Source organism: Rhodopirellula sp. MGV, assembly GCF_002251265.1.
GTDB classification, from domain to species: Bacteria; Planctomycetota; Planctomycetia; order Pirellulales; family Pirellulaceae; genus Stieleria; species Stieleria baltica_A.
In genome coordinates this window covers 44,830-68,681 of record NZ_NPDI01000001.1, presented here as the reverse complement: position 1 = coordinate 68,681, position 23,852 = coordinate 44,830, and the positions used below count along the sequence as shown (strand labels likewise).

The following is a 23,852-nucleotide window of genomic DNA, read 5'->3' as shown; positions in this document are numbered from 1 at the left end:
CCGACCCACCAAGAGATGTCCGAGCGAATCTGGGTATTGCGATAATCGTCGTACTGGAACGTATTACCCGTCGCGACGACGCTGCCTTTCTTCACCGCCAAATCGGGGTTCTTTTCGTCGATCCGTCCGCCGAAGCCAAACACACTCGACTCGTCTTTCACCAGACTCTGATGAGCGTTCACGACCACGTTGTTCAAGATCGACGCGCTGGCACCGCTGCCAACAAAGATCCCTTGTTCGGCAAGTAGCTGATCCGACTCGGTCGCGAACGAGGTGTTGCCCAAGCGATCGGCTTCCAAACCGGTGTTGTCTGGGCCGAGCTTCAGTCCGGCAGCTCGTGCTTCGGGGCTGATCTCGATGCGTGCGGCATTCTCGATCAAGACGTACAACTCGGTCGTTCCACGGGAATCGGTCAACGTTCCGTTCGGAATCACGTTTGCCGTACCACCACTTTCGCGACGATCGTGACCATATCCGATTGGGAAGTCGATCGAACCGTAGATGCCGTATGGCAACATGGTCGGATCAAGATACGCGTTGTTCTCGCGAGTCATATTCTGGATGCCGATGTTGTCGCCATCACTACCGCCAAGGGCGTGAGCGACAACTCGACCAATCGGTCCGTCTTGGCCATTCGGGCCATTGCCGACACCGTGGTTTGGCAACGCCGCGTTGTTCAAGAAACCGTTGATCGCGTTGGAAATCGCCCGCATGATGTCAGGCACTCGGTATCCGTTGCCATCCAATAGGCCATCCAGGATCGGCACATTGATATTGCCGTTCCCAAGCACGACCACATTCTGTCCGGCGGTAAATTCGAACGTGACCCGGTTTCCATCTGCGTTGACACCGGCATAGGCGTCGCCGGGACGGGTCGGAACCAAGTAATCCGGAATCTGAGAGATCGTGAACGTGGTACCGATCAACGTTCCCGCACCGGCAGGCCCACCTGACGTATAGGTACCGTTGAGGTTCCCACTCAGTTGCTCTGCACCGAATGGATCCAACGGGTGACTGTCCAGCGAAAAGACGAACGAACGAGGTGCCAAGACTTCGATGTTGATGTCGTAATCGCCAATGCCACCGGTTCCTTCTTTACGTTCGGTCAGACTCTTCGCTTCGTACGAATCATTACCGACGCTGCTGATACCGACATAGTACGTGTCCTTCTTCAACGCGGTGTAGTCGACAAATTGGTCGCGGCCGTTTGCGGTATCCACAGCGGGCGTCGCGGCGTAAGTCGAATATCCGGGGTTCAGGTAGTCGGGCAATTGACCGACATCACCGACGAAAACTTCGATGCCCGAAGAATCAAAGACGCGGATCATCGTCGACGGATCAGTGTCCTCATCCGTATCAATGTCCACGATCAATCGGTCACCGACATCAAGTTCAACTTTGAAGAAGTCGACGTCCTGATCGGCGGTCAAGAAGTTTTGGTTGTCGCCGATCGTACCGGTCGCCGTGTAAGCACCTCGGTGGCTGACTTCTAGTTTCGTATCGACGGCGTCGAAGATCGTGTCGTTTGACTCGTCCGTTGGCGATTCGATTGCCCGCGACAATGAACCGTCAGCCAAGATTGCTCCTTCGGTTCCGTCGCTGCCACGAATCGTGTTGTTGACCAATTTGGCCAGCGGCTGCGGAGACTCGGCGATCGGCATCATTGGTGCCGGAGAATTGGTCGCGATACCTGTGTTGGGATCAAAATCTGTCTCGATACTGGTCTCGGGCGTGAAGTACCCGAGACGGTTCAAGTTCAATTGCGACGAACGCCCCGATCCGACTTGTTTTTGGAACGCCTGTGTCGCGTACATCCCAGTCACGCCTTCCAGGTAGACCGCTGGGGTAGCGTAATCGAGATAGTTCGGGTCGATTGCCCAAGGACGAGGTGCAACCAGTTCGCCATCGATCGTTTGTTGCTGTGGCAACGCGGTGTACGTCAATGATGGCCCCAGCGTCGCGTGGACCAGTTCGACCAATCCGTTCGTGACCAGGATGCTGCCCTGAATCGATTCGTAGATCGACAACATGATCTCATGATAAGTCGATCCAACACTCCGGACCGGTGCAGGAGCATTCGGGTTGTAGGTCGTGGCCCCGGCACCCAAGCGATAGTAAACCGGTACGTGTCCATCGACCCAACCGTCGCCACCGACAACGCCGCTGCCGCCCAAGTTGGTTGGCACGCCGCCGAGTTCCTCAAATTCAAACACGACGCGAGTACCGCCCGCATCGAGAGCAAACGTGAATCCGTCAGGAACCATGATGTCACCAGCGACGTCACCACAGTGGTGCCGCTCGCGTAAATTCCCAACAAGTCGTTCCATTCCAGCACGAACGGACGAGTGTCACCGTCCGCTTTGATTCCTGCGTAACCGGCGCGGTCGATGATGTTGTTCTGGGCAACAACTCCGGGCGCCAATCCGCCGGTCACACTGTCATTCAATTCTGGGAAGTTAATCACACCACCCAGCGGCGAATTGCCAACCGGAGGCATTTGAATGTAGTTCGTTCCCGCAGAATCCGTTTGCTCATTGCGTTCGTCTTCTGGGTCAGTACCACGCAATCCCGGATCGCTCCAGATGCCGATCGCGCGAACTTCGCTGATCTTGTTGTTCTCGATGATCACTTGACCTTGCGTACGCACGGTGTTTGGATCGCCGATACCGTTGTGATAGATCGCCGAAAGGATCAGGTCGCCACTTGCGGAAACGGGAAGGTCACCGGTGGTCGCGTCCGCCACGCGTTCGACCGATTGGAAGTTACCAACGGCGTTGCCATGCAATGCGATTCGGGCATCAGTTGGCAACATGTCAGGCGAAGTTGGGTTATTGAAATCCCAATTGCCAGACACGGTCGAAGCACGCAAATACATCGTTCCCTGAACAACATCCGAATTGATCACCTGGATGATGCTACGTGCGATTTCCAGCTCTGAATCACCAGGGCTAAAGGGCACCGGGATGTTGCCGAACGTCACTGCCGAGTCGGTCGTGAACTCGAATGTCTTTGACATCCGGCCATCTCCGAGCCGGAAAGTGCTGCCGTCACTGATCTGATCGGAAGACGGGGCGATGATGGTCACCGACTGCGAATGTCGATCGTTGGTATCAAACGAGTCGGTCAATCGGATGTCAGTGCGACCGGAATCGAAGATCGCGTAATCGGTCAGCGTTGCGATCGCGAGAGTCAATCGATTGGCGATATCCGCTTCGGTATCCAATCGGTCGAAATTCACCGCTACCGCATTAGCGTCTTCTTTTGACGGATCTTGTAGAGCCGAATTGCTCGGCTGGAACTGGAAGACAACGGTTTCGTTCATTCCCGTAACGGTGTTCAAGATCTCAATCTCGAACGTGTCGTACGGCATGATGCTGCGGCCGGATTTCAGCTGCAGGTATTCGGTAACGACAGTCCGCGGTGCGTCTTCCAAAGCACGGTCGATGAAGTAACCGCCATCGAGAACTTCGGTGTATTCGGTACCGGGGCGAACTTCCAGTTGATACTCGCCCACCAAGCCGCCGGTTGCTGCGGTGAAACCGCCCTGCCCGAACGCGGCCCCGTCGACCAATTCGCCGCGTTCGGCGAAGCCGACGATGAAGTTGTCCAGGTACAGACCTTCTGCCGTCACGCTGGTGTCGGTTTGGTACGTGAACTCAATCACGATTCCCGTATCACCGGCAAATTGCCCCAAGTCAAGAATCGCTTGACGCCAAGCACCGCCCAAGGTCGGATCGTTTAGATCGATTCCAAGCGATACCGGCGTGGATTGTTCGTTACTGTGAGCCTGGACGCTGATCGTGTCCGATCCCGCCTTGCCGATGAAGTAATCGAAGTAGAAACGTGGTAAATCGTCAGCCGAGTAGCCGGTCAAGTCGAACGGCGTTGCACTTAACGTTCCGACCTCTTCGCTTCGGTCGAAGTGGTAGGACTCGTTGCCGACGAAACCTGACGGCAGGGCGGCCAGAGCACCGGCCGCGTTCAGACGGGCACCGGTGATCGACGAGCCTTGCAAGTTGGTGAGCGGATCGGCTCCCAGCATCAACGCGTTCTTCAGATCGGCAACGGTCGCACTAGGGGCGTAGCCCGCCATCAATGCCGCCACCCCGGCGACGTGTGGCGACGCCATCGAAGTACCGCTGTTTAGCACATACGTGCTGCCAAGCCCAAGGCTGTTGATGTTCACACCAGGTGCGGCCAAATCGACGTTGCCAACGCCAAAGTTACTGAAGTTGGCAAGTTGATCGTCATCATCGGTCGCCCCAACAGAAACGATTCCAGGTACCGGATAGGTCGCCGGATACGTCGGCAACTGGTCGATGTTCAAGCCATCGTTACCAGCCGCTGCGACAAACAGGATGCCTGCGTTGGTATGAGCTTGGACCGCGAACTGCTCCGCGAAGCTGGGGAAGAAACCGCCGTAGCTGTTGTTGCTCACCTTGACGTTGATCCCATGATCTCTTCGCATCATGGTTGCGTAGTCGATCGCTTCCACGATCGCAGCAGTGCTCAAACCGGTATCATCGCCGACTTTCAACGGCATGATTTTCGAGTTCCAAGACACACCGGTAACGCCAATGTTGTTGTTACCAGTCGCCGCAACCGTTCCGGCCACGTGCATCCCGTGTCCGACCGTCAAGTCGGTTGGATCCACATCACCGTTGAACGAGTCGATGCCGTTGATGTCGTCGACATAGCCGTTGTTATCGTTGTCGATCCCGTCCCCTGGGATTTCTCCCGGGTTGACCCAGAGGTTGTCAATGATATCCGGGTGATCGAGTTGGATCCCCGAGTCGATCACAGCGACGACAACTTCATCCGATCCGGTAAACGTATCCCAAGCTTCGGGCAAGTCGATGTCAGCGTCTGGCGTGCCTTGGGTTTGACCGGTGTTGTTGTAGTGCCACTGTGTGTTGAACAACGGGTCGTTCGGAGTCACGGCGAGTTCGCGGATATAATCAGGTTCCGCATACAGGATCGCGTCTTCGTCGTTAAGACTTTCAACTAGAGCCACGATGTCAGCGCCCTCTTGGGTCGTGACTACCATGCCGTTGAAGGTTTGGAACGAGCGTTTGATTGTCAGGCCGTGTGCTGCCAAGACGCTGTTTTGCGTTTGGGTCGCAACGCCGTCTTTGAATGCCAGCAGCAGCTTGTCTGCGGCAAAATCAACGCCCGGTTCGGGCATGTAATTCGGCAACCCATTTTCATCACCCGAGCCAGGAACATTGACTCCGCCACGAAGCGAAGCGCTGGCGAGGCTCAAGCTCAGGTTGCTGTTGAAAGTGCTGACTTGAGCTGTCGGTGCGACCGTATCGGTAGACGAGAACGTCGAAACGGGGCTGTGTCCCAAATCGACATCTCGGTTTGTCGTAATCGACCAACCGGCACTGACGGTCTCAACAAACCCGTCGTACAGCGGTGATTCGGCAGTCCCACCTCCGTTGACTTCGATGCGGTCATCGAAGATCCGCACGGTCGAATCGATTGGCGCCCGGCGAACACCGTTATTGTTCAACTCGGTTGGGACTCGGCTGCTTTCAGTAATTGCGATGAAATAGCTTCCCGCCGGCAACGAGACCGGACCGATCAATGGGTCCTGTGTGCTGATCGATCCTCGCTCCAGCAATTCGCCGATCAACTCGGTCGACAAGGGACTCGATTGGTCGTCGAGAACATTGCTGTTTTCCCCGAACAAGACCAAACGGGCTTGGTTGGGGTTCCCGGTCGGCGAGTAGAAAACGCTGATATTGGTATCTGGACGGTCAAAACCGGCTGCGAAGTCAACATCGAAGACCGTCGAACGACGCGAGGCACCCATCATTCCATCGCGGTCGATGTCGATTTGATAGAAGTCGACATCATTGATGCTGGACAACTGACCGCCGACACTGATCGTACCGGTTTTCGAATCGACCAAGTCACCCAGGTTCTGGGGACGCGAATTCAAGACGGTCGGGTCGAAGGCATCGAAACCACCGAAGTAACCGCCGGTCAATTCGCCGTTGTCGGCGTACAGATTGGTCGGGTAGTTTGGCTCGCCTTCGATGCCCAAGCCACCGGTGGGCAGGTAAGGCAATTGATCGACAATCTCTTGTCCCGCCGCCGAAATCACGTCTGCCGATTCGTTCTCCTGAGCTTCACCGACCAACGGCGAGCTTCCTGGCAAGCCTTGGACGTGAACACCGTGGTTGGAATAACGGATGTCGGCGTACCGGACGACGCTGCCTGGGAATTCTTGTTCCTCCCGCAGACGCACCTGGAAGTTGTACGCACCGGTGGTCGTGCCGCCGGCGATGTCGTCCGGGTCGGTCGATGCCGCGCGGATACGAACAAAATAGTCGTTCTGGATGCCGACGCCGCCTGGCAACGTCAGACGCAATCCCGAGTCCCGCAAGTTGGTCGAACCGACATCGTAGTATTCGCCGTTGACCCAACGTTTGGTCCCGGGATCTTCGGCATCTCCCAACGATTGCGCGGCAAGGTTAGGCGACAGGACATCGATGTCGCCAACGTTATCGAGTTCGCTGAAGCTATCGTCCGAGCGAACGAGAACGTTGCCAGCGTCATCAAGGACTTCGATCACGCTGTCCAAACCGAGCGAAGTCTTGTCGACATCGATCCAAACTTGCGTTCCGGAAACGGCGCTGAACGTGTAAGTGTCGATATCGCCAGCCGCACTGATATAGCCGCGGACTTCGTAACCCAAGCGGGCCACGTCATCACTGGCGGTCAAACGAGGTGCCAATTCACCAAGGACCTGGGCGTTAGCAACCGATGCGTTGCGTCCGGGAGGGGCTGCGGTCGACAGTTCCTGCTCCAGCACGACGCCCAAGTTTCGGTCATTGCTTAGTCCATCGAAGAACAAGCTTCGCCAATCGTTTCCGGCGGGGCGGCTTCCGACGCCGTCACCATTGGTGTCCTGTTGTGCGGTGCCGTCAGTTTTACGGCCTGCACCGACGGAGTCGTCTTTCAAACTAGTCAAGACAACTGGGACGCCAGGCAGACCCAGGATGTGCACCGTACCGCCGATCCGATCGGAGATATCCCCCGTCGATCCGGTCGCGGTAATTCCAGTGCCGGCCGTCGGACTGTTTGGAGTGCCTTCGCCGGTCATTTTCACGACCAAGCTTTCGTCAGGACGGCTCTTCAAAGTCAGGCCACCACTCGAAACGGTGTTGCCCACGATCACCGATTCGAACAGCACGTGTGCGATGTCGGTGTCGTCCCAAGTGCTCGCCCCTGCCAACTCGCCGGCGCGAATTCGTAGTCCGTTTAATTGACGACGTCCGAACGCGCTGCTCGGCTCGCTATCAGTCGTATTGCCTCGCAGCAACGGACCGACGTTGTCGTCATATCCGACGATTTTGTCGACGTCGCCGATCTGGCGTCCCGGATCGCTGATCATTTCGTCGGTCATCGATGCCAGGTCCAAATCGATGATCGAGCCGTAGTTATCGATGAACTGGTTGTCGGCAATGATCGGCTGTGTAAAGCGACCAAAGATCGTTGCCGGAGTGACCGCCAATCGTCCGTTGCGGCCGACCGGCCCGGAACCGTCTTGGCCATGGTCGTTGTATTCGAATCGCGAGTTCGTGACGCGTGCGGTTGCTTGCTGCAGTTCCAACGCGGCGAAGCCACGAGTCTGGCCGCCTTCGATCAAGCTAACACCACCGCCGTAGGCGACGATGCCATAATCCATGCTGACGTTTGCGGTCGGAGCGGCATAGATACCTGCCCAATCACCGCGTTCTGGTGCGGTGCCGCCACCAGGTGTACCGGCATCTTCATTGGTATCAAACGAACCGCCGGCGCCAAAACGATCGTCAAGTGCACTGGTAAAGACGACTCGTTGTCCCTGCACACCTTCGGCGAACAGGTTCGTGCCCTGACCGAGTTCGATACGTGCACCGCGGACTTTCACCACAGTGTTCGGATCGATTACCAGCGAAGCGTTCAAACGACCGCGAACGCCTTCGCGAGTTAGATCCAAGACCGCACCACCGGCTACCGATCCGTCATCGACAAAGTTGGATTCGCTACGGTTAAGTTCACCGACCAAGCGATATTCACCTGAGCCCGGATCCAATCGATAGAGTCGGCGTGTCAGATAGTCTGATCCGTCACCGATCAATGGCAGGTTCAGAATCTGCACGGTACGCGCACCGGCGCTCACTGTGACCGATGAGGTGGCATCACTCGCCAAGGATTCGAATCCCGAGCGATCGACGAAAGTGACACGATAGTCATACGTGCCGGCGGCCAACTGTCCGCCCCCGGCGGTGTTCAACGTGACTGCGGCGACGGTCGGACGATAGCCGTCTTCGATTGGGCCACCAGGCTGTCCCGCCAAGACGACGTTCTCGGCGATGAAGTGAACGATATCGACGTCATCGATGTGTGCCGCAACGGTCACCGGTCGTGCCGTTTGGCCGTTTTCAGCGATCGTTCGAATAAACAGACCGTTGATGCTGTTGTCGACTACCAAGTTTTGGCGAATATCGGGACCGATACGACCATAGTCAGCAACAAACGCGCCGGCCTGCTGATAGCGAGGCGACTGGAAGCGAGTTTCCAAGAACGCGTCGGGTGACGCACTCATCGCCGCACTGGCATTGCGTGTCAAACGGTTGAACGTAATCGTCGGACGCAAGTCAACGATCTGGATTGGGTTGACCGTTTGCTGGATCGAATTGATCAGAATGTTGCTACCACCGCCGTAGCGAATGTCGGCGTGGTTAATGACTTGCAGGAAGATCCCCTCGTCTTCGATGTTCTTGCGACCTTCGTTTCGGTCCAAGTCGCTGCGGAAGATAATCCCGCCCCAGTTTCCGTCGTCAGGCAGAGGACTGTTCCCGGCCGCCGCGGCGTCAACCACACGATCACGGGTACTGGTAAAGACAACATCCCCGTTCACGCCGAGGTCGGTCAGACCGGTATCGTTCGATCCGGGCGCACCGGGTTCGCCGACTTGCAACATCCGCGGGGTACCGAGCACTTGCAGCGCACCGCCGCTGCGATCGGTCAGCAAGTTGTTGCTGCCGACACCGATTGTCGCCGAACGCAACTTGAACAACGCGCCGGCGTCGATCATCGTCGTCACGCCCTTGGGCACGTTCATGTGCCGCCCGTCTTCGAGCGTGTTTCCGCCGATTTCGGAAAGACCGATTTGATACGAGAAGTTATCTGCTTTGGTGCTCACGTCATTGTCTTGACCGCCGTTGCCAACGATACGAACGATGTCACCAGGCAATGCGGCGTCGAACGCGCCCGTTCCGCCCGCACCGGAAATGTCGCGGAATGGCTCGTCCAAACTTCCGTCAGAGACAACACTCGCCAGCTTGTCGACGAAGATCGTGCGTCCTAGTGCATGGATGCCTTGGAAATTCGCACTGAACTTTAGCGATCGCTCACCTTCGAGCACCAACTGGGCAGGTGCGAGTTGGTCGGTCTCATCGATTTGAACCGTCGCGGTAACGCCAAGGACACCTGTGTTGCCATTGATCGCCGTCGCCAAAGTCGTTGCGATGTTCGCGATCGTGCTCAGGTTGCTGTAGCGGACCGGAATGTTGCCTGGTTGGGGATCGGTTCCGATCAAAACGAATTCGAAACGTCGGCTCGTTCCATCGGCCCCCGTAACGGTCACGGTCTGCCCTGGATTGATCCCGGTTCCGTCGGAAACGATTTCCAAGACTCTGTCCAGAGGACGAGTTTGGAACCAGAAATTGTTGACGCCAGTCGGCGTTCCATCCAGGTCACCATCGAGCGCGGTGCCAGGAACGCCTTCGCGGTCCGAATCTCGGTCACGAATGATGTCGGTTTGACTGACCTGAGGCTCGAACTTGACCAACAACTCATACTTGCCCTGAGTCTTGCCGCCATATCCGCTGCCACTGAGGGCAGGGTCATAACTGTCGTTGCCACTGGCAGCAACGCCGATGTAGTAGACACCGTTTTCCAAACGGGCCGTCATCAGCGAATCGTTGCTGAAGTAATCGTCGTTGCGTGACAGTTCAACGGTTCCGCCACCGGCCAGTCGAACGGGAGAGTAGGCACTCGACGCGACATCGAGAACTTGCGTGTTGCTGTTGCCTTTGACAATCGCAACGTCAAACAGGGAACTCGCGAACGGATCGTTGTTGATCGCGTCGACGATCTGTCCAACGGTCAGCGAGGTCACGCTTGGGCCGCGACGTGGCAAGTCAACGCGAATCGCATTGTCCACCAATTCACCATTGCTGGCGGCAACGCGATCGACTCGGATATTCACATCGCCGATGACACGGTCGGTTTGAATGAACTCGATTCGCGAACGGTTGCCAAGCTCGCCGGGCAATTGCGAATCGAAGCGAACCAGCATGTCCGGCCCCAACCCGAAGTTGGTTGTCGCAGTCGCCGAAACGTCTTGGAACAGTGTCAACGAGGTATCGAGCAAGCTAGAATCGGCAAGCCGCTCGGCGAACGATTCGACCGTCAGAGTTCCGTATTCTCGCGCCGCGTCCAAAGCGACTTCGAATCGATAAAGGTCGACGTCGATGCTGTCAGCGCGATGCAGCAATTGGCCGTGCATGACGTCCAATCGACCTGGGAAGACCGGTTCGTCACCTTCAAGCGAATTCGGCAGTGGCTGGACGATGGTGTTCGCATCGATTTGCGGATTGACCTTTTGCTGAATCGCCGTTTGGCTATCGCTAAAGGGGTCGATCGGTGCGGTGTAACTGTCCGGATTGATCGTCCCGTTCAGGAATTCGGGGTCGAGCGCCATCAAGGTTTGTGGCGTGACATCGTTGGATTGATCGAGTCCCAAAATCAGGCCGATCGAAGCCATCGCTTTGCGGAAAAAGTCTTCGCCGTAGTTCAAGTCGAAGGAGACTTGGTTGCTAAAGACAATCGCAGGATTCTCAAATGTTGGGTCCACACGAATGTCCGCATCCAACACCGGAACGTTTCGAATCGTCGAGTTCGCTGTGGCGGTCAGTTGGTCAAGCGCCCCAAGTGCGATCGTCAGACCGCGGTCAGGAGTTTCTTTGAACTGAACCCCCAAATAGTTGGCCCACAGCGACAATGCTTCGCGAACGCGTTTCTTTTGGATCGTGGTCAGGTTGTTGATTTGGGCCGGGAATCCGGTTCCAGTTCCGCCGGCAAAGACGGCTTGGAAGTTGTATTCGATCTCCGTTACACCATTGGTCACGTCTGGACCGAACTGATCGTTGATCGCGCCGGCGACGGCCGAATCGGCACGCCCGGGATCGGTCAGCGCACCGGCGAGCTGAACGTTGTACGGCTGAGGATCGATGGATTCGGAAATCGTGATGCTGGACAGCAACTGATTGCCTTGTTGGCCGAAAACACCGATATCCAATGCGGTCGTCAAGGTGTCACCGGCCGCCGTCATTGTCAGCGTTTTGCCGACCAATGAATTCGGCAACGCCAACGTGCCGCCGGTTCCCGAGGTTCCGTTCAAGCCAAACGAGACCGAGACAACAGCGTCGACTTCGGGAGTGCTCAATACCTCATCACGAAGCTGAGACACGGTTACCGGTGAGCCGCCAAAGTCATAAACGATGTCGCCCGAATCCGTATCCAAAACGACCGATGGGCCGCCTGATCCGGAATCGACAAAGCGGATCATGCGTGATCCGCCAGCTTCGCCGAAGATTTTTGACGTGAAGCTTACTTCTAGATTCGAGTTGACGCCCAAGTTGCTGGACACACGCGGAACGACGTTCAGCTCGGTCGGTGTGACGACGAGGTCTTCGATACGGTCGACTGCAGTGCCGACGCGTAGTCGGAAAGTGCCGCCGCTCAGCGGGACGCCCGGCAGCGAATTCAAATCGTCCGCAAAAATCAGACGCGCGACATTGTTGGCCGCGTCATAGACGACTCGGTCAGGTTGATACAGGACATCGTCTGTGGTGCGAACGGTGGTTTGTGTCAGCAACAATTGGTAGAAACGCGGATTCTCCGCCGAGCGTTCGGTTGGCAAGCCAGTGCTCGGGTCATTTTCAACGAACAGTTCGTCGTCGTTGAAATACACCAGGATCTCGTTCCGACGTTGTTCCAACGAACGATCGCTCAAACGGACGACCGGCTGTGGGACAACAGCTTCGACGCGGGCACCCAACCGCAATTCGAAAGTGATGTGTTCGGAATCATCTTGGCCGTCGCGCGAGGTCAACAATTCGCCCTGAATGTTGCGCAAGCCGACAATTGGTCCGTCAGAACGGTTCGGCGCATCAAAACCGAACACGTCAATCCGATAGCGATCATCAGGCAACGCATCGGCAAAACGAACCACCACTTCGTTGTCCGTCAGCGCACCCAAAGAAACCGAACCCGGTTCGATCACCACATCGTCCGCCGTGTCGAACTGATCGTCCGGACCGGCGCGTCGGATCTGGATCGCGTCCAAGGTATTCGGATCAATCTGCTGATCTTCGTCAAAGCGGAACGTCAGTGACCTTGGCGAGGTATCACGGACGGTCCCATCGACGATCAATTCGCCTTCGTTGGGCTGGATCCCAATCAACTGGGGGCCCGCCAGCAGTTGCCGTTGCTCAAGAGTTTCCAAGAGGTGTCGGCGTCGAGTGTCCCGCGCTTTGGTTCCACGACGTGACCGTGCTTTCTCCGAACCGCGAGATGAACCTGTTGGCAGACCGTGTTGCAACTCGCAGTTGTCCTGGGAAGGGCGATTGGACGACGAGTTCTTTCGCTGACGCGAAGTCATAGAGCAGACCTTCATGGGGGCCGGGCCGTCTTCGACACATCAATGCGTCAAGTGACAGGTTGGCCGGTAGGGGTGGACAATCGTTTGAATGCGGCGGGCTTCGCAGGGGAATTCCGCCTTTAAATAAGGCAAACTTGACAAGTCGGTTCCCGGCCCAGGGCGAGGGCCGGAAAGCGAGAGCCGAGTATAGTTCGGCCGAAATAACCCGCAAATTTTTGCGGGCTTTCCCAGCCAATTGCCGACACCGACCTGTTCGGATCGTGACGGTTGTGCCGCCAAACTGGAGCCTGCCAATCAGTCTTTTGACGGCACCGTGGCACCACACCAACGGGGGTCGACGTCGACTGATTCCTGCGACTACGAAGTTCAGCGTCGACTTTGGACGTCTGTTGCCCGTCAAAGTTCCGCAGATTCGCGCCGTCAAATCGCTCCAACCAGATCAAGCGGTATCCCGCGTGATCGCGACGACCGCTCCCCCTCACCTCAATGAGGGCGAACACTCAACTGTGAACATGCATCACCGTTAAGGAATTCAAAGCCCGACTGTGTCTGTTAACCCCCAGATTTTCGAAGTTTCAGAGGGGGTCGGTGCGGTTCCGGAAAGTCTCGCGGTTGTACGTCGAACGGCGTAGAACACGCCCAAATTGACTAATCAGAAAACCCGCAGATGCCCTCCTCAAGCTGGGGAAACGCTTGACCCTCAGGCCTCCCCCCTCCTAAAATAGACAACCGGTCTTGAATATCGGATAGACGTCAGGGCTCCGCAACGCCCCCCTTTGCTCGAAAGCGGGCCTTCGAGGTGCCACTGAGCTCGAAAACCTCGCGAAAACGAGACTCCTGCTCGAGAGCTGGGTTTAATCTGTTGAGCCAGATTGCATCGCCAGCACCAGTTGCATTGCCAGACGCAAGCGAGCTGGCCGGGCAACGGGTATCATCAAGACACGATTTAACGTTCCGCTAAAGACTTTCCATGAGCGCCACCGCGCTTGAACACGAACGCCCACGGGCAAGATTCGAGGAATCCATGAATAGCAGGGCCTCTGATTCGCATTCCGCAACGGTCTTTCGTTTGACCGGGCAGGTTCGTCGTCGCCTCTGGATCGCCTCGATCATCGAGGGCACATCGCTCGGCCTGCTTGTTGGCACCATCGTCGCCCTGCTGGCCGCGATCGCGAGGCCATTCTTTGCGGACGCCCTAAGCGCTGCCCCCATCTGGGACACCCCTTTGCTGTTGGTCACCGGCGGAGGAATCATCGGACTTGCGATTGGTTCACTTCGAAGCCGATCCGATGCCGCTGCTGCGAGACTGATCGATGAACACTTCGATCTGAAAGACCGCTCAATCACCAGTTTGGACTTCGCCCGTTCAACGAAGGTTGCCGGTGCCGCAAAACAACTGCAACTCGAAGAAGCCCAGCAACACCTCGAGCGTGTCGATGCGAAGTCCTGCGTCAGCCTTCGCTGCTGGAATCCCTCGATTCGCTGGGCGCTCGGCCTTGCCGCTGCAACCGTTTGCGTGTTGCTGATCACCAATAGCACTGCAAAAGTTGCGGAAGCTGAATCAGTGCTCCCACTTGCGACTCAACAATCGAACGAGCTCCGCCAAACGATGCTGCCCGAGTTAGAAAAGCTCGCCAAGGAAACGGATGATCCTGAAATTGAAAAGCTGCTCGAAGAACTGAAAGAGAAAGTCGACAGCATGGACGAGCAGACTTACGACGAAAACGACCTGATGGCAACGCTTTCAGAAATGGAACATGCACTCGCCGAGGCGCGCGAAGCACTGAAAGTCGAAATGACCAGCGAAATGCTCAACGCTCTTGCGTCCGCCATCCAACCCTCTGACGAACTTCAATCTGCCGCCAAGGCGATGAAAGCGGAAGAACTCGAAAAAGCGAGCAACGAGCTAAAGGCCGCCGATCCTTCCCAAATCGGTGACAAACAACGTCGCGCCGTCGCCGACAACCTCAAGAAAATGGTCGCAAAGCTGAACCCCGGCCAAATCGGCCAGCTCAGCGATTCGATCAAAGAGCTCGCCGAAGGCTTGGACAACAAGAACATGTCGGAGTGCAAAAAATGCTTGTCAAAATTGGCCAGCGAATGCAAAAAGGCCGGCCAGTGCAAAAGCCTCAGTGAGTGCCTGAGCTGCCAACTTAACCGCCTGTCCCAATGCAAAGGCGAGTGCCGCGGAAGTTGCCAAAGCAACATTGCCAAGAAATCAAACTCGCCAAGCTTGAATGCCGGCAAGGCGTCGAGTGGGCAACCAACCGGTGACACCCCCACCAAACTCGATAGCCAGCGACACGAAGAAATGCTTACCGGTGCTCAAGGCGAAGGCCCGAGCGAAACCGAGATCATGCAGGCTCCTGAAGGCGAACAGGCAGCCGCGCGAGCTTTCAAAGGCAAGTACGACCAATTCCGCCGCGAAGCCGAAGCTGTCCTTGATAGCGAACCATTGCCAATGGGAGTCCGCGAAACCGTTCGAACCTACTTCGAAGCGATCCGACCAAACTCCGAAAGCCAGTTGAACGAATCGGCCGAGTGATCCGGCAACGAATCACCGCCTGAACTAGCAAAATAAAACGGCAGCGATCGAAATCGCTGCCGTTTTCTGTTTTACAAAATCGGTATGCCCGCGTTACTCGACTTTGACCGCCTGGCGTACCGTGCGGTTTTTCACCTCTTCGGTCAAACGTGCGACCGCTTGCGCGATTGGCATCGAACCTAGGTCACCATCGATTCGGTCGCGAAGTGCGATTTGCCCCGTCTCTGCTTCCTTTGGCCCCACGACGGCCATGTAGTTGACGAGGTCCAGTTGGGCATTGCGAATCTTCGCTTGGACCTTCCCACCTGATGAGTCCACAGTGACCTTCAAGCCGGCTTCGTCCAACTGCTTGGCGACAGCAACCGCATACTCGAGCGACTTGTCACTGAGCGGCAAAACGCGAACTTGCTCTGGCGACAACCACATCGGGAAAGCGCCGGCGAAGTGCTCAATCAACATGCCAGTGAAACGCTCAAGCGATCCGAACGGTGCACGGTGAATCATCACCGGCCGATGCGCTTGATTGTCCTTGCCGTTGTATTCCAGCTTGAAACGTTCGGGCAGGTTGTAGTCCAACTGAACGGTACCGAGTTGCCAGGATCGGCCGATGCAATCACGAACCATGAAGTCCGCCTTGGGACCATAGAACGCTGCTTCACCAGGCTCTTCGTTGAAATTCATTCCGCTCTGTTCCAACACGCCACGCAAAGCACCTTCGGCAGCATCCCACTGGTCTTCGCTGCCGACGTACTTGCTGCTGTCCGGATCGCGAAGCGAAAGTTGGACGCGGTAGTCATCCAGTCCGACCGACTGCAACACGAACTTGGTCAACTCGATCGTCGCGCGGAACTCTTCCTCGACCTGGTCGGAGGTGCAGAAGATGTGCGCGTCGTCTTGGGTCAAACCGCGAACACGCAACATCCCGTTTAGCTCGCCGGTTTGCTCGTGTCGGTAAACGGTTCCGAATTCGAACAATCGCAGCGGCAACTGACGATAGGACCGCGCTTGTGCCTTAAAGATATGGCAGTGGTGCGGGCAGTTCATCGGCTTGAGCAGATAGCGTTCGTTTGCCAACTGCCAATCGTGCAGGACGCGGCGTTTGTCTTCCACGCTCATCGACAACTTGTAATTGGGAAGCTCTACGCCGAGGGCTTCGATAGCCGCCATCAGCTTGTCTTCACCATCACTGTCCAGCGATCCGTCTTCAAGCCGGTTGCTCCACGCATCCAACAACCCGCCAACTTCGGTGCCAAACAGTGGCGCAAATTGGCTGTCGCGGTAATACGGAAAGTGTCCGCTGGTTTCGTAGAGCTCGACTCGCCCGATGTGCGGACTGTACACGGGATCGTAACCGCGTTGTAAAAGCTCCTTCCGCAGGAAATCTTCCAAAGTCACACGAACGCGAGCGCCCTTTGGCAACCACAGGCACAACCCTTGGCCGACTTCATCGGGGTTGATCGCAAACAAACCATGCTGGCGACCGAGCACGCGGTGATCACGACGCTTCGCTTCTTCGAGTTGATGCAGGTACTGCTTCAATTCTTTCTTGTCAAAGAAGGCAGTTCCATACAGACGCTGTAGCGGACGATTCTTGACATCGCCTTTCCAGTGCGAACCGGCAACGCTCATCAACTTGATCGCTTTGATTTTTCCCGCGTCTGGGATGTGCGGGCCGCGGCACAAGTCAACGAACTCGCCTTGCCGGTAAAAACTGACGGTAGCGTGCTCCGCCAAGCCGGTGTCGATGTGCTCGACCTTCAGATCTTGATCCAAGTCATCGCACAACTTTCGAGCTTCGTCACGATCGAGCAAGAACCGTTCGAACGGCTCCTTGTCCTTGATGATCTTTTTCATCTCGGCTTCGATCTTGGGAAAATCTTCCTCGCTGATCGGTACGTTCACATCGAAGTCGTAGTAAAACCCGCCTTCCGTGGTCGGCCCGAATGCCAACGACACGCCGTCATACAATCGCATTACGGCGCGTGCCATCACGTGTGCCGCGGAGTGTCGCAAGACATCCAACGATTCACTATCACGGCTGGTCAGCAATCGCAGATCCAACTCGCCGTCGGCCGACTTGGACAATTCGGGGGCGACTTCGCCAAGCGGACGATCGGCATCGATCACTTTTCCGTTGACTTCAGCCGCGACGACGGATCGAGCGAGACCTTCGCTAATGCCGGTTGCGATGTCCATCGAAGTGGTGTGCCCAGGATGAGTCTGGGTCGCCCCGTCGGGCAAACGCACGACAACGGAGGGCAGGGGAGCGGCGTCGCTAGCGCCAGAAGATACAGGGCCAGATGTCGATTGGCTCATGATCAGCTCGGTTTCCAATTGTGGGAAGTGTGACGGCCCCTCCAAACGAAAGAGGTCGGCCGGAAGCGAAAGAATGATGGCGAAAGCGATAAACAGTCAATCCCTGTTCACTCGCAATCCCCCACCTCTGTCAGCGACTTGGCGACAGACGCGTTTTCAGTCGTATCAAAGCCAATCGACTGATCCGATGCCACATCGACACGATTTGTTGCCTCATGAGCGAGAATCTGTGCCAAAGTCCGACTTCGCCGGCAAGACATACGATCAGTCAGGCGATCGGCGAATCCGTCGCGCAAGCAATACTGTCCAGACCTGATATACTGGTTTAGGTTCGGTGAAGATCCCGGACCGCTCCGCTTTTCGACCTTATCTCGCCAGCCCACCCGGGCACTTGCACGCTCAACATGTCAGGCTCCGTCAGTAAACACGACTTCCTTGATCCCCCCAAGGAAGCCACGGACGATCTCGGCACCCTGGGCCATTACCGGGTCATTCGAGAACTTGGCAAAGGTGGCATGGGATACGTTTTCCTTGCCGAAGATGGCAAGCTAAAACGCCAGGTCGCCCTCAAGGTGATGAACCAAAAAATCGCCTCGACGCCGGGTAGTCGCAAGCGATTTATCAGCGAAGCTCGCACGATGGCCGCCGTCCATCACGACAACGTTGCCACGATCTTTGAAGTTGGCGAGCACAAAGGCACGCCTTTTATGGCGATGGAATTACTCCAGGGCAACACACTGGAAGACTATCGCGAAACACACGGCGAACCAGATTTTCGGACCATTATCAGCTTCGCCCGCGATATGGCACGAGGGTTGGCCGCCGCTCATCAACGCGGGATCATTCACCGCGACATCAAACCGGCAAACATCTGGCTGGACACCCAGACAAATCGCATCAAAATCCTCGACTTCGGATTGGCCCTCGCACAGACACCGGTGGACCAACTCTCAGGCCGTGGCGCAGTGGTCGGAACGCCTGGCTATCTGTCGCCTGAACAAGCACGCAGTGAACCGCTCGATGACCGCAGCGATTTGTATTCGACCGGCGTGGTACTCTACGAATTGGCCACCGGCACCTTGCCGCTGAAAAGCAAATCGGTTGCCGAACAGCTGATCGCGATCTTGGTCCACCACCCCGTGCCAGTTCGTGAACGCAACGAAAAGATCCCGCAGCCGCTCGCAGACCTTATTGCCAAACTGATGGCGAAGGAACCTCGCAAGCGATACGACAGTGCTGCCGAATTCGAAGCCTGCTTGGACGATGTCGAAAAGGAATGCGAGTCCAAGTCGGAAATGGCCCTCGCGATCAGCCAGCTTCAAGCAGGACTCGAGCAAGCCGTCGGCAAAAAAACGGTCGACGAAGACCCATTCGCGGAATCCGCTCCCAATCCTTTCGAAGCGTTGCCCGACAATCTTCCGGCCGCAACAATTCCCCAGCCAACACCGCAAGCAGCTTCGACCCCTGATGTGTTTGCCTCCGCATCACCGACGGTCGCCCCAGCAGCTGGCCCAACGGCATCCGGCCTCTCGGGACAGACATCCAAACCGTTGTCCAAGGCAGCGGCCAGCTCTTCGATCAGTACTTCGAAACTGATCATTATCGGTGTTGCCATCGTTGCAGTGTTGTTGCTGGCAATGATTCCGGCTGTCGTCTACTTCAGCGCCTCGAACGCAATCGCGCGTCAGCAAGACGTGACGACAATCCCAAGTCGCAACGCCGATGCCGCACAAACGAATGACGACAATAGCTCACCCCAACCCGCACCGAGCGAACCGGTAAACCGACCGCGAAATAGCCCCAATCGGTCCGCCCAAACGTTCGCAATGTTTTCATCGTTGCCTAGCATTCCCACCACCGAACCAGACAATCTTGGTGGCAAAGCATTTACAGCGTTGGTGAATGACAAGAAAGCCAACGGGTCGTTTGAAGACGGCAATGGCAGCGGCTTATTCCGCATTCCGAACTGGACGGCACAACTGCTTGGAGAATCAGGAGGCTGGAACCGGTCCCTCAGCCCTCGCGAGATCGACGGGGACTTCTATGCGTTCGCCGGCAAACAAAGCGAAGTCGTGCTCACGAGCGATCCACTGAACTACAACGTCAAACGTGGCGACATTCTTCGTCTGGGACTGAACGTTGGTGGTGAGGGCAAAGGGGTTTCCGATTTCTTTGTGGCGATTGGTTTTCGAAACGATCGGGGTGTCGACACCAAGTTCCAAATCGACCGCGTCAACCTCGGCAACGCATGGTCGGCCAAGCAGCCCAAACGGCTCCGCTATGAATTCACCGTGGATCCGTCTGTGGTCGACCAGCGACCGTTTATCCAAATCGGACTTTCGAACCTCAATCGCGTTCGCGACATGGCAATTGTGGACCGCGTCATCCTTAATGTCCGGTCGAACACACCCGCGCCAGTCACTTCCCCGCCCAAAACACCCAACACAACGCCTGCGCTGAATCCACCCCAGTCGCCGCCTCGTCCCACCGAAGCCACCGCGACCGCCACGACGCCGCAAAAAGTCGATGATTCGCAGCTTCGGATCGTCACACTGACCACTTCTTCAGAGCTTGGAAGCGATGCAACGGTCCGACGAAGTGGCAGCGCGAACGATCCGCTCGGCAGCAGTTCCAGCTTGGTCGTACAGACTCGAAACAACCGACAGATTCAACACGTCTACCTTCGATTCCCGCTCGAATTGATCGGTAACCCATCGAACAATCGCCAGCCGCAAAATCGCGGTGGCGACTCTGCCCCGGTCAAGAAAGCGGCGCTGAGAGTTCAGTTGACCGAGCCGGTTCAACAAAACGCCACCGTACAGCTTTATGGGTTAGACGACCCGATCAGTGACCTTTGGCCAGAAGACAAGTTGGTGTGGAGCAACTCCCTTTCGTCGGCTGGACTTGAGAAACTGCCCAAACTAGGCGAAGTCACCCTAGATCCGAAGACACGTGAACTTGTGATCTCGTCGGCGGAACTCGCAAGTTTTCTGGCCAAATGCAAACAAAAGACGGTCACATTGATCCTGACCGGAAGTCAAGGTGACGAACTGGTCAAGCTTGCTGCAAGGGAAGACGACACGCACGAACCGCCCACCGTTGTGGTCGGGCTCGAACGCTAGATCCGCGTGTAATTTCCGGGATTCATTCGAGCCAAAGTTGATTAAACTGGCACCTTCAGAGGGAACCCTCCACCGGTCGTAAGACTCAAAAAAGGATCCCCACACAACGTTGTTGCGTCTCTTACGCCACAGCGACGTGCGCTTATGTCTTGCCTGGAAAATCAGTCCTGCCCGGAAATTCGATGAAACCTCGTCTGCTGAAACGCGAGACACTGGAAACTCGGCAATTGCTCGCTGGTGACGTCTGCGACACCGTTCAACTCGCCGTCGCGTCAACCTTTGCCGAGGGCGAAGGTACTCGTTTGGCGGACGCGAGTTTGTCACGGTCGACCATTGCCAGCGACTGGGTTGAAGAAGACTCCGGACAGTTGGTCGCGATCCGGATGAGCCCGTCGTACTACGGCAATGGCATTCCTGGCGCGTCGTTGCCGTCCGGACCACTTGCGACTGCTTATCTGTACCAACGAGATGGCAATGGAGAATTGCAAAGCAGCGGCACGATTGAGTTTGACTTTTTCCCCGAGCGTTTGATCTGGACCGAAAACGAACTCGTCATTATCGGCACCAATGACCGGGGCGCTGCCGGATCTTCGATCGAGCCGGAAACCTATGTTCTGTCCGTCAATCGCGAACAATTGCTTGATCGGTCTCGCAGGTCACTCGAAGGCGAGTTGCAATCAGTCGTTGTCGATTCAGATCGACTATTTATTTCGACCAAGTTCCAAATCACCAGTGATGACGACGCAACATCTGGAGGCGAGATTGTTCCGAATGTAGGGCATCGAATCTCTGTCTACGACCTCGCCAAAACAGAACTCACCAAGATCACCAGTGGTGAAACCGACGGACCGTTGACCGATGGAGCGATTCGCGGCGACGATCTCTTGATTCTGGAACCGACGGCCACGTTCAGCCAAGCCTCGCCCTTCGCGCGGCGTCTCACTCACTACAAACTCAGCGACGAGGGCCTCACGGAACAAGGCGGCTTCGATGTTCAAGCGGCGGCAGAATACCGAATCCAATTCGCGGCTGATGGCGACACGGCAACGCTTGTTTCCACAAGCCAGCCAGCAGGCGCGACCTCGCAAGCAACGACTGCAAACCAATTCGCAACCGACGTGCAAGTAACACTCGTCGACTTTTCTGCGGAATCGCCTAGCCTGTTCGACGCGTTTGAAGTCCCGCTTGATACAAACGCGTTTGATTACACGATTGCCGGAACTTCGCTTTTGATCGACTCGGCGAAAAACGATGCGATCATTGTTAACCTGGATCAATCCGTCGACCTCGATACGGAAAACCGAATCCAGCGACGCGTCATCCCACCAGCGACCTTCCCGATTTACTCGGTAAGGGTTCAGGCTTTGACCCGAGACCTACTCGCGATTAGTCGCACCGCACAAATCTCGGCATCACAAAGCAGTCTTGGCAATTCAGCCAACACGCAGGTCACGCTCTATTCCATTTCCTCAGGGCAAGTCACCGGACAAGTGAATTCGAACGCTGATGCGGCGGCGTTCTTCCTTCCGGGCAACGACGAACCAGAGCTGATGGAATGGACCGATTTGGCGAATCAAATTCGAACTCACCGATTGTCCGTCTTTGACGTTGACGGTTCGGCTGATCTCACCGAACGCAATCAAGTTGAATTCCGCGGCGCGACTGAATTGGATACCAACTCGGACCGACTGATCGTGCGCCAAGTCGACCAGATGCTCGAATTCCCCTGGGATGGTCTCGATCAACCGAATGCGATCGCACTCGGTGATTCCCTTGCGCCGCCACATGCGGTCGATGACGTGATCGAGCACAACGTCGAGTGGCAGTATCCGTATCTGAACGTTCTCGACAACGACGAATTTGCAGCGACCAGCACGGCATTTCCGGCCAAGATTACCGATCTCATCGACGCCCCCGAAGGAATCACGCTTAACGAACAAGGCCGACTCAGACTGTCAAACGAACTGTTGGCCACCGGCGGCGACTATGAGTTTTCCTATGTTGTCCAGCAATCTCGCTTCCAAACTGTTGGCAACGTGTCGCTCAGTTTGATTCGATATGAACAATCCGAGATCTCTGACTTGCGAAACCAAGTCATCGAGTTTGCCCTCGCAGATCTCGAGATTTTCCCCGAGTCGATCAGCTTCGAGCGTGTGGTTCCCTACGTGCAAATCGCGATGCCAGCTGAACTTTCCAACGGAGCAGACAATCCACTAGGCGGCCGTTTTGGGATCATTACCGAACTCGTCGTCAACGATCAACTCTACCGCTACGCCGCAGACTTCGATGACAACGTCGTCCGACTCGATTCGCGAATCGTCGAAACGGCAATGGAGCTTTCCATGCGTTCGATCGATGGCACTGGACAAGCGGTTGACTCTCTTGAACCCGGTGATGAATTCTTTATCGAAGTGACAGCGAAGGACGTCCGGCCGTTCGGTGCGGGAGTCTTCGCCGTTGGTTTTGACTTGCCAATTCCGCCTGCACAGCTGGAACTTACCGGGGAGATTCAGTTTCTTGGCGATTGGGACCCGGTCTTTACACAAGACCTCACCAACTCGATCGACGACCTCTACGCCGTTGAACTGGAATTCGATCACCCCGGTAATGCCGCACAGCCTGTCGTACGGATTGGCGTTCGTGCGATCGCTGGCGGACACGTGACCTTGCAATTGAATCCTGCCGAAGGCCGCGGTCGTGAATTGCTGCTCCGCTCGCGAAACGACGAAGTCTCACCCTTTGAAGTGAGCTTCGGTAGCCTGCAACTTGAAATCGCCGGGATCCGACCGAGCGACACCGACGCTAGCGGAGCGGTCACACCAATGGACGCGTTGCGTGTAATCAACTTCTTAGCACGCTATGGCGATACCGCCGTCGATGACCTTCCGAATCTTGTCCCAAACACTGGTGAAGGCGAGGAGGTCGATCTACTAACGCGATTCCAGCGACTCGATACGAACGCCGACGGCATCATCAGTGTTCGCGACGCGCTGCGTGTTATCAATGACCTGGCAATCGAATATGCGTCAAACAAGAATTCGTCCGAAGGAGAATTGATTCTCGCCGACTCGACCGACCAAAAACACCAATCCTGGTCAACCGGCTTGGTCGACGACGTACATTCAACGCTGTTCTAAAAACACGT

Annotated in this window: 5 protein-coding genes; 3 read left to right on the top strand and 2 right to left on the bottom strand. The window is 56.2% G+C overall.

Annotated features, from left to right (window positions below; genetic code table 11):
- Window positions 1-1,939 precede the first annotated feature (1,939 nt).
- On the bottom strand, window positions 1,940-12,724 hold the full coding sequence (locus CGZ80_RS00185) for a S8 family serine peptidase (RefSeq protein WP_143543664.1): 10,785 nt from the start codon (window positions 12,722-12,724) through the stop codon (window positions 1,940-1,942).
- A 1,024-nt stretch (window positions 12,725-13,748) separates the two neighbouring features.
- On the opposite strand from CGZ80_RS00185, the gene CGZ80_RS00175 reads away from it, so the two are divergent.
- Window positions 13,749-15,269: a hypothetical protein gene (locus CGZ80_RS00175; protein ID WP_094410877.1), complete on the top strand. Its 1,521-nt coding sequence runs from the start codon at window positions 13,749-13,751 to the stop codon at window positions 15,267-15,269.
- 93 nt (window positions 15,270-15,362) lie between these two features.
- Here the strand turns inward: CGZ80_RS00175 and thrS are convergent, their stop codons facing one another.
- Window positions 15,363-17,585, bottom strand: a complete 2,223-nt coding sequence (gene thrS / locus CGZ80_RS00170) for a threonine--tRNA ligase (protein ID WP_094410876.1) — start codon at window positions 17,583-17,585, stop codon at window positions 15,363-15,365.
- Window positions 17,586-17,989: 404 nt separating this feature from the next.
- On the opposite strand from thrS, the gene CGZ80_RS00160 reads away from it, so the two are divergent.
- Window positions 17,990-20,707, top strand: a complete 2,718-nt coding sequence (locus CGZ80_RS00160) for a serine/threonine protein kinase (RefSeq protein ID WP_094410754.1) — start codon at window positions 17,990-17,992, stop codon at window positions 20,705-20,707.
- Window positions 20,708-20,889: 182 nt separating this feature from the next.
- Window positions 20,890-23,844 (top strand): dockerin type I domain-containing protein, encoded by a 2,955-nt coding sequence (locus CGZ80_RS00155; protein ID WP_094410753.1) that lies wholly within the window; start codon window positions 20,890-20,892, stop codon window positions 23,842-23,844.
- Window positions 23,845-23,852 lie beyond the last annotated feature (8 nt).

Coding starts and splice junctions, on each gene's coding strand:
- CGZ80_RS00185 (WP_143543664.1), bottom strand. CDS start 12,724: ATGACTTCGCGTCAGCGAAAGAACTCGTCGTCCAATCGCCCTTCCCAG.
- CGZ80_RS00155 (WP_094410753.1), top strand. CDS start 20,890: ATGAAACCTCGTCTGCTGAAACGCGAGACACTGGAAACTCGGCAATTG.
- thrS (WP_094410876.1), bottom strand. CDS start 17,585: ATGAGCCAATCGACATCTGGCCCTGTATCTTCTGGCGCTAGCGACGCC.
- CGZ80_RS00160 (WP_094410754.1), top strand. CDS start 17,990: ATGTCAGGCTCCGTCAGTAAACACGACTTCCTTGATCCCCCCAAGGAA.
- CGZ80_RS00175 (WP_094410877.1), top strand. CDS start 13,749: ATGAATAGCAGGGCCTCTGATTCGCATTCCGCAACGGTCTTTCGTTTG.